14 protein-coding genes are annotated in these 14,611 nt (G+C 39.3%); 7 read left to right on the top strand and 7 right to left on the bottom strand.

Annotated features, from left to right (window positions below; translation table 11 throughout):
• Nucleotides 1–185: 185 nt before the first annotated feature.
• The 6 genes from ilvG to HRT55_RS04240 all read left to right on the top strand — a co-directional run bounded on the left by ilvG (nt 186) and on the right by HRT55_RS04240 (nt 8,032).
• Nucleotides 186–1,850, top strand: a complete 1,665-nt coding sequence (ilvG, locus tag HRT55_RS04265; protein ID WP_291619176.1) for an acetolactate synthase 2 catalytic subunit — start codon at nt 186–188, stop codon at nt 1,848–1,850.
• Nucleotide 1,851: 1 nt separating this feature from the next.
• Nucleotides 1,852–2,130, top strand: coding sequence for an acetolactate synthase 2 small subunit (gene ilvM, locus HRT55_RS04260; RefSeq protein ID WP_291619175.1), 279 nt, complete (start codon nt 1,852–1,854; stop codon nt 2,128–2,130).
• A 148-nt stretch (nt 2,131–2,278) separates the two neighbouring features.
• On the top strand, nt 2,279–3,205 hold the full coding sequence (locus HRT55_RS04255; RefSeq protein WP_291619174.1) for a branched-chain amino acid transaminase: 927 nt from the start codon (nt 2,279–2,281) through the stop codon (nt 3,203–3,205).
• Nucleotides 3,206–3,442: 237 nt separating this feature from the next.
• Nucleotides 3,443–5,302: a dihydroxy-acid dehydratase gene (gene ilvD / locus HRT55_RS04250; RefSeq protein ID WP_291619173.1), complete on the top strand. Its 1,860-nt coding sequence runs from the start codon at nt 3,443–3,445 to the stop codon at nt 5,300–5,302.
• Between the two features lie 74 nt (nt 5,303–5,376).
• Nucleotides 5,377–6,957, top strand: a complete 1,581-nt coding sequence (gene ilvA, locus HRT55_RS04245) for a threonine ammonia-lyase, biosynthetic (RefSeq protein ID WP_291619171.1) — start codon at nt 5,377–5,379, stop codon at nt 6,955–6,957.
• Between the two features lie 142 nt (nt 6,958–7,099).
• Entirely contained in the window at nt 7,100–8,032 is a 933-nt protein-coding gene (locus HRT55_RS04240) for an SPFH domain-containing protein (protein ID WP_291619170.1), read from the top strand.
• 71 nt (nt 8,033–8,103) lie between these two features.
• Here HRT55_RS04240 and HRT55_RS04235 read toward each other — a convergent pair whose 3' ends face one another.
• The 7 genes from HRT55_RS04235 to HRT55_RS04205 all read right to left on the bottom strand — a co-directional run bounded on the left by HRT55_RS04235 (nt 8,104) and on the right by HRT55_RS04205 (nt 13,687).
• Nucleotides 8,104–8,583 (bottom strand): nuclear transport factor 2 family protein, encoded by a 480-nt coding sequence (locus tag HRT55_RS04235; protein WP_291619168.1) that lies wholly within the window; start codon nt 8,581–8,583, stop codon nt 8,104–8,106.
• 70 nt (nt 8,584–8,653) lie between these two features.
• Nucleotides 8,654–9,532 carry a CopD family protein gene (locus HRT55_RS04230; protein ID WP_291619166.1) on the bottom strand — a complete coding sequence of 293 codons (879 nt, stop codon included), beginning with the start codon at nt 9,530–9,532 and terminating at the stop codon, nt 8,654–8,656.
• 11 nt (nt 9,533–9,543) lie between these two features.
• Nucleotides 9,544–9,957: a copper resistance CopC family protein gene (locus tag HRT55_RS04225; RefSeq protein WP_291619164.1), complete on the bottom strand. Its 414-nt coding sequence runs from the start codon at nt 9,955–9,957 to the stop codon at nt 9,544–9,546.
• 223 nt (nt 9,958–10,180) lie between these two features.
• Nucleotides 10,181–10,555, bottom strand: coding sequence for a hypothetical protein (locus HRT55_RS04220; RefSeq protein WP_291619162.1), 375 nt, complete (start codon nt 10,553–10,555; stop codon nt 10,181–10,183).
• 234 nt (nt 10,556–10,789) lie between these two features.
• Nucleotides 10,790–11,212, bottom strand: coding sequence for a hypothetical protein (locus tag HRT55_RS04215; RefSeq protein WP_291610318.1), 423 nt, complete (start codon nt 11,210–11,212; stop codon nt 10,790–10,792).
• Nucleotides 11,213–11,249: 37 nt separating this feature from the next.
• A complete protein-coding gene (locus tag HRT55_RS04210; protein ID WP_291619160.1) occupies nt 11,250–13,004 on the bottom strand; it encodes a flotillin family protein in 1,755 nt (584 codons plus the stop codon).
• A gap of 41 nt (nt 13,005–13,045) precedes the next feature.
• Entirely contained in the window at nt 13,046–13,687 is a 642-nt protein-coding gene (locus HRT55_RS04205; protein WP_291619158.1) for a YqiJ family protein, read from the bottom strand.
• Nucleotides 13,688–14,069: 382 nt separating this feature from the next.
• Between HRT55_RS04205 and HRT55_RS04200 the strand changes: the two genes are divergently transcribed.
• A complete protein-coding gene (locus HRT55_RS04200) occupies nt 14,070–14,483 on the top strand; it encodes a hypothetical protein (protein ID WP_291619156.1) in 414 nt (137 codons plus the stop codon).
• The last annotated feature ends 128 nt before the right edge of the window (nt 14,484–14,611 follow it).

The following is a 14,611-nucleotide window of genomic DNA, read 5'->3' as shown; positions in this document are numbered from 1 at the left end:
GTGATTATTAAATCATCTCGAGGGTTTTGTTGAGCTAAAGAAAAGCAGCCAAACAAATAACAAACCCTCGCTTCGCAAGAACCGAGGGTTTTCTTTTAGCACTTTTTTACTAAATTATTTCATTATATTTTATTAAACAAACTGCTGGAAATATAGAATTTAACAAGATAAAAGTTGGAATCATCATGACCGAGAGTAAAACGCTAACAGGCAGCTCATTATTATTTGAAGTGTTAAAAGACCATGGCGTACAGCACGTTTTTGGCTACCCTGGTGGCGCCATAATGCCTATTTATGACGCTTTATACGACAGTGATGTAAAACATTTTCTATGCCGACATGAACAAGGAGCAGCATTTTCTGCTGTTGGTTATGCTCGTGCCGCCGGTACTGTTGGTGTCTGTTTCGCCACTTCAGGCCCAGGCGCAACAAACTTGATTACCGGCCTTGCCGATGCGCTTGCCGATTCAATTCCGGTTGTTGCCATCACCGGGCAAGTACCAACTGCGGCTATGGGTAGTGATGCCTTCCAAGAAATTGATATTTTTGGTTTATCGCTTGCCTGTACTAAACACTCTTTCCAAGTAACCGATATTAATGAACTGGAAAAAGTATTACATCAAGCCTTTGAAATTGCTTTGGAAGGTCGTCACGGTCCAGTACTTGTTGATATTCCAAAAGATATACAGTTAGCTGAAGTAACACAACGTCTAGACAAACTGTCTCACTTAAAAAACAAAGTGCAATTACCCCTTGCTGATATCAGTAAAGCGCTAGAATTACTAACCCATGCTAAACAACCTATTTTATACGTAGGTGGTGGTGTTGGCATGGCAAACGCGGTAGAAGAAGTACGTGAGTTTGCTGAAAAAACCGGTATGCCGAGTGTTTCAACATTAAAAGGTTTAGGCGCAATTAACCCGGATAATGAAAACTACCTTGGCATGTTAGGTATGCATGGCACAAAGGCTGCCAATATTGCGGTGCAGGAAAGTGATTTATTAGTAGTTGTTGGCGCTCGTTTTGATGACCGAGTGACCGGTAAACTAGACGAGTTTGCTCCTAACGCTAAAGTAATTCATTTTGATATTGATACCGCTGAAATTAATAAACGTCGTACCGCGGATGCTGCCATTTTAGGTGATTTAAAAGGGAACTTACCCTTACTAACCACTAATTTAGAAATTTCAGTTTGGCAACAACGATTACAGCAAATGAAAACTGATTTTGCTTGGCGCTATGATCACCCAGGCGATAATATCTATGCCCCTGCGGTATTAAAAACGGTTAGTGATCTTATGCCAAGTAACACTTGTGTAACTACCGATGTTGGCCAACATCAAATGTGGGCAGCACAACATATGGCTTTTAATGATCCAAGCAACTTTTTAACCAGTGCTGGCATGGGTACCATGGGTTTTGGTTTACCGGCAGCGATTGGCGCACAAATATCACGTCCACACGATACTGTTATTGCCGTATCGGGTGATGGCTCAATTATGATGAATATCCAAGAATTAGCCACGATAAAACGCTACCAAATTCCAGTGAAAATTGTGTTAATTGATAACGCTAAGCTAGGCATGGTTCGCCAGTGGCAAGACCTATTTTTTGACGGTCGATTAAGCGAAACAGATTTATCAGATAACCCTGACTTTGTCATGTTATCGCGGGCGTTTGATATAAAATCACAGAAGATCACTAAAAAGAGTGAAATTAAAGCTGCCGTTGAAGAGATGTTAGATCATGACGGTCCTTACTTATTACAAGTACAAATTGATGCCGCTGAAAATGTTTGGCCATTAGTACCGCCAAATACCGCAAACGATAAAATGATGGAGGGTGCTTAAGATGAATCCTATGACTTTAAATAAGTATCAATTAGTTATTATGGCTGATGATAAGCAAGTGGTGTTAGAACGAATCTTGCAAGTGACGCGTTATCGCGGTTTTCTTATCAACGCCATGAATGCTGAAGTAAATACCGGTAATAATGTTGCTACTATCACTATGACTGTCAGCAGTGATCGCCCTATTTCTCTGCTTGTTGATCAAATAAACAAATTGATCGACATCAAGGGTGTCAAAGTAGACAATAGTGAAGTGCAAATACAGCAATATAGCGCTTAAACAACAAGCAATATAAGTACTATTAACTGTTATTATTAATAACAGTTCCCGCAAATAATAAAAATTCGCTCCTGATAACTTAACATTACTCTGACATTAACGTCGGGGTTGGTTAGTTATCCAAGAGCAACAAAATTAGGAAAAGAAAATGGCTAAAGTAAATGCAGAATATATTTGGTTCAATGGTGAACTTATGCCGTGGCAAAACGCTACTGTTCATGTAATGAGTCATGCACTTCATTACGGTTCATCAGTTTTTGAAGGCATTCGTGCCTATGAAACACACAAAGGCACCTGTATTTTCCGTTTGGAAGAACATATCAAGCGTTTGTTTGATTCTGCCAAAATTTACCGTATGAATATCCCATACACTCAAGCAGAAGTTGTGCAAGCGTGTAAAGATGCTGTAGTGAAAAACGATTTAAAATCAGCATACCTTCGTCCATTAGCCTTTTTAGGTGATATTGGCATGGGACTTCGTCCACCAATTGATGCTAAAGCTGACCTGATGATTGCCGCGTTTAGCTGGGAAGCATATTTAGGCGCAGATGCGATTGAAAATGGTGTTGATGTAGGTGTTTCTAGCTGGAACCGTTTAGCGCCAAATACTATGCCGACGGCTGCAAAAGCTGGTGGTAACTACCTGTCTTCACAGCTTATTTCAACAGAGGCTGCTCGCCATGGTTATGCTGAAGGTGTAGCACTAGATATAAATAACATGGTAAGTGAAGGCGCAGGTCAAAACTTATTTTTAGTGAAAAAAGGTGTTATTTATACCCCGCCAGGTTCAGCCTCTATTTTATCAGGCTTAACCCGTGATGCAGTATTTTACTTGGCTAAACAACTTGGCTACGAAGTACGTGAAGAATCTATTGCTCGTGAAGCGTTATACCTTGCTGACGAATTCTTTATGTGTGGTACAGCGACAGAAGTAGTGCCAGTAAAATCAGTAGACGGTTTGCCTGTAGGTGACGGTTCTCGAGGTCCTATTACTAAAGCAATTCAAGACGCTTTCTTTGGTATCTTTGATGGAACCACCACCGTACCAGAAGGTTGGTTAGACCCTGTTAAATAGTTAGTAACTACCCAACTCTTTGCCAGTTAATACTGTAGCAGCATCGGAAATACTCACTTATATTCATAAGCTCCGTATTTCCTCTTTGTTACAGCATCAACTGACTTTGAGTTGAGCAGCCACATCGCCTGTAATTAAATAATAATACTCATTTTAAAAGTTCATTTCACGCTGCAATCATCAAGTGAATTTTCAAAATAAAAATTCAAAAAACAATCATTAATCGGAATCAAAATCATGCCTAAATTAAGATCTGCAACTTCTACCCAAGGCCGTAATATGGCCGGTGCTCGCGCTTTATGGCGCGCAACAGGCATGACGGATGGCGATTTTGGCAAACCAATTATCGCGGTTGTGAACTCTTTTACGCAATTTGTTCCTGGTCATGTGCATTTAAAAGACATGGGCCAACTCGTTGCTGGCGCTATTGAAAAAGCCGGCGGTGTAGCCAAAGAATTTAATACTATCGCGGTTGATGACGGTATCGCCATGGGTCATGCTGGTATGCTTTATAGCTTACCTTCACGTGACTTAATTGCTGATTCCGTTGAATATATGATCAACGCTCATTGTGCTGATGCCATGGTTTGTATTTCAAACTGTGACAAAATCACTCCAGGCATGATGATGGCAGCAATGCGCTTAAACATCCCGGTAATTTTTGTTTCCGGTGGCCCGATGGAAGCAGGTAAAACAAAGCTTAGTGACCAAATTATCAAGCTTGATTTAGTTGATGCCATGATTAAAGGTGCCGATCCAACAGTAAGTGATGAAGACAGCGATAAAATTGAACGTTCTGCCTGCCCTACCTGTGGCTCATGCTCTGGTATGTTCACGGCAAACTCAATGAACTGTCTTGCTGAAGCGTTAGGTTTAGCCTTGCCAGGCAATGGCTCTATGTTGGCAACACATGCAGATCGTGAGAAGTTATTTTTAGATGCCGGTAAAGAGATTGTTAAGCTAACAAAACGTTATTATCATGATAATGATGAATCTGCATTACCACGTAATATTGCCTGTAAAGATGCTTTACACAATGCTATGTGTTTAGATATTGCTATGGGTGGTTCAACCAATACCATCTTGCATTTATTGGCAACAGCACAAGAAGCCGAAATTGATTACACCATGGAAGACATGGATAAATTATCACGCATTGTACCGCAGCTTTGTAAAGTAGCGCCATCAACGCCTGAGTATCATATGGAAGATGTGCATCGCGCCGGTGGTGTCATTTCCATATTAGGTGAACTATCGCGTGCTGGTTTATTAAAAACTGACGTTCCTAATGTATTAGGTACCACATTGGCTGATGTTATTGCTAAATATGATATTACCTTGACTGACGATGAAGACATTAAAAAATTCTATCGTGCTGGACCTGCTGGTATTCGTACTACTAAGGCCTTTAGCCAAGATTGTCGTTGGGATACCTTAGACGATGATAGAGAAAATGGCTGTATTCGTAATCTTGCCAATGCCTTTTCGTTAGAAGGTGGTTTAGCGGTACTTTCAGGTAATATCGCTCCTAATGGCTGCGTAGTTAAAACCGCAGGTGTAAGTGACGATAACCTAGTGTTTACCGGTCCTGCCCATATCTTTGAAAGCCAAGATGAAGCGGTATCAGCCATTCTTGACAAAAAAGTACTTGCCGGTGAAGTGGTGGTAATTCGTTACGAAGGCCCTAAAGGCGGACCAGGCATGCAAGAAATGCTGTATCCAACTACCTACTTAAAATCTATGGGGTTAGGTAAAGCCTGTGCTTTATTAACTGACGGTCGTTTCTCTGGTGGAACTTCTGGCTTATCAATTGGTCATGTTTCTCCTGAAGCAGCTGACGGCGGTACAATCGCCTTAGTTGAACAAGGTGATATCATCCATATTGATATTCCTACTCGTGAGATCACCTTACAAGTACCTGAAGCTGAACTTGATGCCCGCCGTGCTACGATGGAAGCTAAAGGTAAAAATGCTTGGAAACCTAAAGACAGAGTTCGTCCAATTAGCTACGCACTTAAAAACTACGCAATGTTAGCTACCAGCGCCGATAAAGGTGCTGTTCGAAACAGAGCATTACTTGACGGTTTAGTCGATTAATAAGATTAGGCGCGACTTCCGTCGCGCTTAACCCAAGTAATACCAATAGCTCATATAATTCCTAGGTAAATCTAATGACAGAAACACTCAAGCAAACATCACCTCATACACCATTAGATTACCTACGTCGTATTCTACTCGCCCCTATTTATGATCTCGCCGTTGAAACCGAACTGACCACGTTGAATAAGTTATCCTCTCGATTAAATAATCAAATTTATTTAAAGCGTGAAGATCAACAAGCTGTGCATTCGTTTAAGTTACGTGGCGCTTATAACAAGCTCAATAGTTTAACCGAAGCACAATGTATTCATGGGGTTATCGCTGCCTCGGCAGGAAACCATGCACAAGGGTTAGCATTAGCTGCTAATAAGCTTGGTATCAAAGCAACTATCGTAATGCCTAAGACTACTCCTGATATCAAGGTCGATAATGTTAGACGTTTTGGTGGTGAAGTACGATTAGTAGGTAATAGTTTCAATGAGGCGCAAGCCGCTGCAGTCGAATACGCTAAAGCAGAAAGTAAGACGCTTATTCATCCTTTTGATGATGTTGAAGTGATTATTGGCCAAGGCACTGTCGCAAAAGAACTATTACAACAATTACCCCATGCAGATGTGGTGTTTATTCCTGTTGGCGGCGGTGGTTTGCTCGCTGGTATGGCAGTCTATTTAAAACAACTGAGCCCTAAGACTAGAATCATCGGTGTTGAAGCTGAAGATTCAGCCTGTTTAAAAGCAGCACTTGCCGCTGGCAAACCTGTAGACCTTGAGCAAGTAGGCTTGTTTGCCGATGGTGTAGCAGTTAAGCGTATTGGTGAACATACTTTTGGTTTGATTCAAGCGTTTTGTGATGAGGTAATTACGGTATCTACCGATGAAATATGTGCTTCAATCAAAGATATATTCGAAGAAACTCGTGTTATTGCCGAGCCGGCTGGTGCGCTCTCATTAGCCGGTTTACAAAAATACTGTCAGCAACAGATCAGTGATAACAAGCCCGGGGGCGAATCATTAGCGGCAATACTTTCTGGCGCTAATATGAACTTTCATACTTTGCGTTATGTTTCAGAACGGTGTGAATTGGGCGAGAAAAAAGAAGCTATCTTAGCGGTAACTATTCCAGAAGAAAAAGGCAGCTTCAAACGTTTTTGCCAAACCATAGGTAACCGAGCTATTACCGAATTTAACTATCGTTATACTGGTAAACCAAGTGCTGAAATTTTTGTTGGTGTGCGTTTAGGTGGCAGTGTGCAAGAACGACAAGAGTTACTGCAAGGCTTAGTGAAAGCTAATTACCAAGTGCGTGATTTCACCGATAATGAGCTAGCTAAGCTGCATATTCGCTACATGATTGGTGGTAAAAGTGCTAATTCTGCGGCTAAAAACAACAATGAACAGAATGATGAACGTTTGTTTAGTTTTGAGTTTCCTGAGCACCCGGGAGCACTAGAAAAATTCTTAGCTGCTATGGGTGAACATTGGAATATCACGCTATTTCATTACCGTAACCATGGCGCGGCCTTTGGTCAGGTACTAGCTGGCTTTGATCTAGATAAAAATCAGCAAGCTGAGTTCTTCCAACACCTTGATGCCTTGGGTTATCAATGGCAAGAAGAAACCGACAACCTAGCTTATCAAACCTTTTTGAATTAATACTATCAACTAAATTCTATCCTAAGCATGTACAATAAAACAAAAGCCTTGACATAATATGTCAAGGCTTTATTGTTATTAACAGTCTTGTTACAAATAATATCTCCACAAGAAAGTAACAATTAATAATAAAGGAAATAGCATGCTTAAAAATGGAATGACAAAAACGCCAGTCGACCTTGATACTACCAAAATAACCAAAAATTTTGGCAAAATTACCGCAGCGGTTGTTGCTGGTATTATCTTATGGCAAGTTCCCTACACTATTGACGAAGGTCATGTAGGTATAGTTAAACGTTTCGGTGAAGCAACCACGCAAGTAAATCCTGGCTTACATACAAAAATTCCTTTTGCTGACACTGTGGAAGAGCTTGAAATTCGTACTCGTAAAAACACTGAAAACCTCAAAGCTTCAACATTCGAGCAAATGCCCGTGCAAGCAGAAGTCTCGGTTAACTGGACCGTGATTCGCGCAGAAGCATTTGAACTGTACAAGGGTTACGGTGGTTTAGATCAATTTGAAAACCGTATTTTAGATCCCCGTTTACGCTCAGCCACTAAAGATGCGTTAGCGCGCTTTAAAGCTGAACAAATTATTCAAAATCGCGGACAAGTTATTCAAAAAATCGAAGAAACACTACTTTCGGCTATGAGTGATTTCCCAGTAAAACTTGATAGTGTGCAAATTGAAAACTTAGTATTACCGCAAAAATATCTACAGAGCATCGAAACCAAACAAACTGAAAAGAATTTAGCTGCCGCAGAAAAACATCGCTTAGAGCGTCAAAAACTTGAAGCACAGCGAGAAGTGAATACCGCAGAAGCCAAACGAGATGCGGAAAAAGCCCGTGCCGACGGTAGCGCTTATGCCATTGAAATTGAAGCAATCGCACAAGCTCAGGCAATAAGAGTCAAAGGACTAGCGGAAGCTGAAGCGATATTAAAAAAATCACAGGCGATTAAAACCAATAAAACCTTAGTAGAGTATGTTAAAGCGCTGCAATGGGACGGTAAGTTACCTACAACGGTAATGGGCAGTGGCCAAGACATATTATGGAATATGAAAGAGAAATAATCCTGTTCTTTAAGTGGTACGGGTATAGCGCAATACTATCGCGCTATACCCAACCTAACTTCAATTCTTATTTAATTAGACCAATGGATACGGACTATTTTCCACTCACCTCGTTGTTTTTCTAACACTATAGTTTCCATACTTTGGTAATTTTGCTCTTTACCTTTATATGTTCCGGTAGTTTGACTACGAGACATAGAAACAGCACTGTTACCGATAATTTTTACATTGTGCTCTAAGGTTTTATTCTTTACTGCGGCAAGATATTTCATATCTGACAACATATGATGGCTGGCGTATTCATCAGCAGAGCGCTCTACTCCGCCACCTTCAAATATTTGTACATCATCGGCGAGTAATAGACGTGCGGTAACTTTGTCGCTTGTTCTTAGTGCATGATGAAAACGTTTAACGATCTTAGCTGGCATAGAATTAACACCAATAAACATGCTTGATTTTAGTTCTGCTTTTTTAGCATCTTCATGCGCATAACTTGTCGGTATAAGGGTCGAAAATAGTAGGGTGAAACATAGTACTTTATAGTTTTTCATAAGCTTATCTCTCTTGATAAATAGTTTTTTTATTTGTTTATTAGTTTTGGTTTTGATTGTAATTTAAATTTTAGTAGTCCGGCCCAACGACAGTAGTCAGCCAAGTGGTTGTTAGTAAAATCAGCAAGGCTAAAACCATCTCCCATTGAATAGAACGAGCCAAGGCTTGTTTACCCTGCTCACTTTTTATTAGCTTAGCTACCAAGTTAAATTTATGATGAGCTGCGATCGATAATATGCCCATCACTAAGACAAGTTTTAGTAAAAAGCTTTGTCCATAACTGGTGAAAAACAAACCATGTATTGAGCCAATGAGTTGATATGCCACGATTAAGCCACAAACGATTAATAGTGAAACAGCATAGCTGGCATAGTAGCCAAACTGCTGCATAACCTTATGTAAAACAGGTGAAGATAAAACCCCACACGCTTTCCAGAGCGGCCACAGTGAGCCTAACCAGCAGAAAACCAATAGTACATGTAAATTAAGCAACAATTGGCTAATCATAGTCATCTCTGCGGTATGGCCAATAACACTGAATGAACGCGCCAGCAGTAAGATAGTTAAGATAAAAGTAACTAAAAAGAAGCGGCGATATTGCTCAGTTGCCATTAACTTAGTCACTAAAATTAACGCCAGTAGCAAACCCGCAAGACGATATAATAGTGCATCACCGGCATTAGATTGCCACAGCAAGGAGTTATAAAATGGATCTAATACACCTGATAGCCCTGACTCGGAAAAAGCACCTACTTGCATAAAAAAATTCAGCAGTGTGCCAACTATGCCAATAAAAATCAGGAGCTGGCAGTGCTGTCGTAAATTAAATGGGTAAGCTCTTTTGATAACTAACCAATAGATGAAAACACCACCAACAAAGCCAGATATTCCAAGGTATATCATCATCTTACTGATAATAATTGCGATGTCCCAAGGTGATATTTCCATGTTAAAAACTCCTAATGACTATGCTTGCCATTAGATGGGTTATCTTTATGCTTTTTCATGCCCTTGGTATTAGTCTGCCCATGAACCATAAAAGAAAATTTTCCTTTCATTTTATGAGCGTCTTTTCCCATTATGGTCCAATTAACTTGGTAGTTGCTGCTAGGTAACGTGGGTAAAGCTAAGCTATAACTAGCCGCTGCTTTTGTCGAAGGTTTGAATGTTATAGGCATCAAAGCACCGCTATTATCGGCAAGGGTTAGTTTCACTAGGCGAACATCCTTAGTAAAAACTAACTGCAATACTGTTGGGCTTGCCATTAACATAGCGCCATCTTTTGGCAATGAGGTTTTTAAACCGGCATGGGCTAATACCGATGACGAAATAGTTAATAAAGTAACGGTAAGTAATATTAAAATTTTATTCATGTTTGTTCCTGGGTGTTGTTTAACAAGGTAAACGTACTGCCATAAAAGGCATTATTTAAAGGTGTTATCGCTAATATTGGTTTAAAGAGCAGAAAAAAGCATTGCGAGAAGGCAAGTTAACAGGCATTTTTACAATAAAGTTGAATTGACTTAACAGTCAAAGTACCGGATACAAGCTAACACGCAGTAAATGCACCAAACTTTGGACACATTTATGCTCTATTTAGCTAAATATTGGAGGACGGTATAGGGAAGTTAATTGTTGGCTAAGCACTAGACTAGCTATAGATTTTATCTTTGCAGTAGCAGTGACAACGAGCTCGGTATCACTAATATTAGTTAATAGCGCTAATGTTGAGCAGCCGCCAATAAAACAGGCACAGTCATTTTCACAACAATCCATAGTAGGATTATCCACATCACTCGCCATTTTATCGCTACTGTGGACCATCATTGCCATATCATGAGGTTGTGCCTGAGTGTCCACTGTATTCATATTCATCATCTGATAAGGCATAAGGCTAGTAGCCATGACTTGACCGATAAAGGTCAAACACAGTAGCAACACCATTAAGGCTTTAGTGATAGAAGGGAACATGCAAGCTCACGAAGAATAAGAATCACTTTTATGTTACACAAAAAATCACACCATTCAAGAAATTTTTCTCTGCCATAAGTTACTTGAATGGTAATAAACATTAATTTATAAAAGCTAAAAATCGCTAAAGTTAATTAAAACAGTAGCTAAACAGCGTCACTCATTAGCAAATTAAGCGAGTAATTATTTATCAAATAGAACACATCTAAAGTTAACGTTTAGCAAAATGCACTATTACTCCGCTGGAATGGCGGCATCAATTTTCTTCAATGAACGTAAAAACATACCTAAGCCGCCCATGGCTAGCACTAAGATGACAATCAAATCAAATGAAGTCATGGTTCTCATGCTAAAGCGAATCGAAGAAATCACACCAAAGATCAAGCCGGTAATAGAACCTAGCGCTAATATCCAGCCAATGGGATTTTTACTGTTATAAAAAATAATGCCAACCCCAAACATAAATGGAATCATCACCATACCACTGGTTATGCTGTAACTACCGCCCATAGCAGAGAAACCATAGAGGCGCATGCCCATGCCAAAACTCGAACTGACGGTAATGGCATTTAACAATAAATAAAAACCTCCGCACATCATAAATAAGCCAATAAAAAACTGCCCTAAACCACCCGATGTACCACCTGCTCCACGCATAAAATCAACCTCTGTAATTTATATTATTTTTTAGCCATTACTCTGCTGATACCTGATGACCATTCATTTTAGTCTTTACTTGTGCAATATTGGATTGCTGAACAACTGTTTTAGTATCCTCAATTAAAGAATGTTTACCCATAATCAAATCATTTAATGTACCTGATTCTTTATTCACTAAGCCAAGCTCTTGCAGCATTGAATCGATCATAGGTGCATTAGCTCGATAATTTAATGCTGCTGAAGTAATTTGTTCTGCTAATCCACCACTTCCGGCACTCTCATTTGTGCTCATTGTTGCATTCGAGTTCCCATATCCTTGCAGGATTTTAATACCATCAATATTTTCTAATGGTTTAACTGAATTCGCGATCATTTCTGGCAATGTTTTTAAAATCGCTAACGATTTTTGTAATTCAATTTGCTCATCACGCAGCGTATTTTCTGCCTCATATAAGGCCTTTTTACCTGCTGCTTCAACTGCATATATTTTCTCATCTGCTTCAGCCTTTAATTTTTTAGCATCCGCCGTAGCTTTCGCTTCGGTAAGTACCGCTGTTGCTTTATCTTCCGCAGCTCGTTTTTCCGCATCGGCTTGAACAATGATACCTACAGCATCTCGTTCGGCTTCTTTTTTAGCATCTATCACTTCAATTTCTTTACGACGATTTGCTTCTGCTACTTCTCTCGCCGTTGTTACCGCTTCTTCTTTTTCTACACGGATTTTTTCAGCGCCTGCAGCTTGTGCTCTTGCTGCTGACTCAGCTTCTGATTTTTCTGCTACGGCTATCTGTTTATCTTGCTCAGCGACTTCAATATCACGTTGCTGTTGTATACGTGCTTGCTCTAAAACTGTACGTTTCTCAATTTCCCTAGACTCAACATCTCTGCTCTTTAATATTTCAGCTACTTCAATCGCTTGCTCTTTAGATATTTGAGCTTCTCTTTCTTCTTGCTCTTTGTATTCGCGAGTTTTCGCAATTTCAGCTTTTTGCTCGACACGTTTAAATTCTAGAACTTGTTCTTGGGCGATACGAAGTTCTTCTTCCTCTTTTTGGATTTCTAGTGATTCGCGCTCTGCATCAAGGTTTCGTCGTTGAATTTTAACGCGATTCTCTTGCTCTATATCATTGGTTTCTTTGCGTTTCTCTTCGATTATCTTAGTTAACCTTGCGCGACCTTCGGCGTCAAAAGCATTGTTTTCATTAAAGAATTTTAAATCAGTTTGATCAAATCCCGTTAATGAAACAGATTCTAATTCAAGACCATTTTTCTCTAAATCATTGGCGACATTTTGTTGAACTTTTTGGACAAAATCGGCTCTTTGTTCATGCATTTCGGTCATAGTCATTTCCGCAGCAACAGTGCGCAGTACATCAACAAACTTCGATTCCATCAGTATTTTTAATTCATCAACTCGCATGGTACGGCTGCCAAGTGTTTGAGCCGCCATAGAAATACCTTCAGAATGAGGTGCTACGCGCAAGTAAAAATCGGCTTTTACATCAACACGCATTCTATCTTTAGTAATAAGAGAGTCTTTTTCTATTTTCTCTACTTCAATACGAAGTGTGTTCATGTTGACGGAGATCGTTTCATGTAAAACAGGTAAACAAATAGCACCACCATCTTTAACAACTTTCTCTCCACCCATACCTGTACGAACAAAAGCGATTTCTTTAGTCGCACGAACATATAACTTAGCAAAAATAAGCCCCATCGTAATGAAAGAGACTAGTCCGACACCGACCATCATTAAGATAAAAGTGCTGTTAGCATCCAAATTTCCCATAGTAAATTTCCTTTTTATTATTTTATAAGATGTTGTAAATGTTACTGATTAAATTTTATTGCCAGCCAGAAAGTCTCTTTTTTCTCAACTAGTACAATTTGTTGACCTTGACTGAATTCTTCATCATCACTGTCTGGTGTAACTAAAACATAATGTTTTTGATTATAGCTATCTGTTAACGACGCTTCTGCGGGGCTACCTTGTTTTGCTGTGCCAATAGTTATTGTGGCAATTAGGCCATTAAAGCTATTATTTGAAATTGCTGAGGATTCATTTTTAGGAAGTAGGCGACTTAGTGGTACACCGATATGGTGGGTGATATATAACGACAAGATGAACGACAAACTGTAGGTTAAAAATTCAGATATATTAACCGTAAAACTATTTAACAGTATGTAGTTTAACGTATAACCTGTTATGCCAAAGCTTGTTAAAAATAGTACCAACCATATCAATAAAGGTAAACGGTTTAAGCATAACCAACCTAACAGGGGTGTAAGTCCTGTCATAGGTAAATCCGCATCAACGTCTATATCAAGATCAATCGGTGAGATATGGTCCAGTAAATTGAGCATACTTAACCCTATAAGCATACCAACCCCTTCGAGTATTGCCAAAGCTAATACCGAGCATAATGCTATAGCGAAACCTACATTTATATCCGCGAGAAGAAATTCAATCATATAGTAATCCGTTACCTAAATCAGAATGCAAATTTATTAGAAGTGTACTGAAAGGTCAAGCCGTTCAAGTATTTAATACCTTCAAACTACACTTTATGACATAATATGTCAAAGAATTAAGTTTATCTAAAAGAGCAAAATACAAAACCAGTTGTTGCCTCAGTTATGATACTTTGCACTACTACACTTTAGAGGCATGTTTATGTTTTCGTCTGCTAGTTTGCCTACGTTGCTATTTTATTTAGCTTAAAATTTAATTAGTCAATTCACGCTGTTACTTAAAAGTTACAATTTCCTTTACTTAATCGATTGCTCTTTTATTGATATCTTGCTTTTAATGATGCTAAAATCAGCATTCTTATTGCCTAGTTGTGTGTTGCTTGTGCCTACTTTTATAAATAAAACAGTAATGGTGTTATTGCTTTGTTTGATCTTCATTGGTCAATCAATGGCATCTATGACCATGTTTTATTCCATGACAAGTATGCAATCTATGGCTAATAGCAAAGAGCTGTCATCTATATCGGCAACCAGTTCACATCATCATATGAGCACTATGGCTAAAACAAGTGCTTGCGAAGACGATATGACTACCGCTTGCTCAACAACTAGCATTGAAGAATGTTGTTCGCAGGAATGTGACTGCTCAATCAGTGGCTGCTCAACCATATCGGCGTTTTCAACAGGTATTAATTACCACGCTGAAATTGCTATATCGAGTAAAATAGTTTCCCCTAGTGCTTTTATTGCCAGCAATACCCTTACCTCACTTTATCGACCTCCTATTCTGAGCTAAACACAGCCTCATTACGTCTAAATTTCTCTGCGAAAAATTTAAAGGAATAAACCTCAGTGTTTTTCCATTAAGCAGTACAAACATTAAACGTATTTTAAATTGTTATATTTAAAGAATTAATCACTACC

Origin of the sequence: Colwellia sp., assembly GCF_013214175.1 — a bacterium.
Classification (GTDB): Bacteria; Pseudomonadota; Gammaproteobacteria; order Enterobacterales; family Alteromonadaceae; genus Colwellia.
The sequence above is the reverse complement of the archived record's forward strand: the minus strand, read 5'-3'. Positions and strand labels throughout refer to the sequence as shown.

Bases quoted from the DNA above. Each gene is read 5' to 3' on its own strand.
- ilvG (WP_291619176.1), top strand. From the start codon at position 186: ATGACCGAGAGTAAAACGCTAACAGGCAGCTCATTATTATTTGAAGTG.
- ilvM (WP_291619175.1), top strand. From the start codon at position 1,852: ATGAATCCTATGACTTTAAATAAGTATCAATTAGTTATTATGGCTGAT.
- HRT55_RS04255 (WP_291619174.1), top strand. From the start codon at position 2,279: ATGGCTAAAGTAAATGCAGAATATATTTGGTTCAATGGTGAACTTATG.
- ilvD (WP_291619173.1), top strand. From the start codon at position 3,443: ATGCCTAAATTAAGATCTGCAACTTCTACCCAAGGCCGTAATATGGCC.
- ilvA (WP_291619171.1), top strand. From the start codon at position 5,377: ATGACAGAAACACTCAAGCAAACATCACCTCATACACCATTAGATTAC.
- HRT55_RS04240 (WP_291619170.1), top strand. From the start codon at position 7,100: ATGCTTAAAAATGGAATGACAAAAACGCCAGTCGACCTTGATACTACC.
- HRT55_RS04235 (WP_291619168.1), bottom strand. From the start codon at position 8,583: ATGAAAAACTATAAAGTACTATGTTTCACCCTACTATTTTCGACCCTT.
- HRT55_RS04230 (WP_291619166.1), bottom strand. From the start codon at position 9,532: ATGGAAATATCACCTTGGGACATCGCAATTATTATCAGTAAGATGATG.
- HRT55_RS04225 (WP_291619164.1), bottom strand. From the start codon at position 9,957: ATGAATAAAATTTTAATATTACTTACCGTTACTTTATTAACTATTTCG.
- HRT55_RS04220 (WP_291619162.1), bottom strand. From the start codon at position 10,555: ATGTTCCCTTCTATCACTAAAGCCTTAATGGTGTTGCTACTGTGTTTG.
- HRT55_RS04215 (WP_291610318.1), bottom strand. From the start codon at position 11,212: ATGCGTGGAGCAGGTGGTACATCGGGTGGTTTAGGGCAGTTTTTTATT.
- HRT55_RS04210 (WP_291619160.1), bottom strand. From the start codon at position 13,004: ATGGGAAATTTGGATGCTAACAGCACTTTTATCTTAATGATGGTCGGT.
- HRT55_RS04205 (WP_291619158.1), bottom strand. From the start codon at position 13,687: ATGATTGAATTTCTTCTCGCGGATATAAATGTAGGTTTCGCTATAGCA.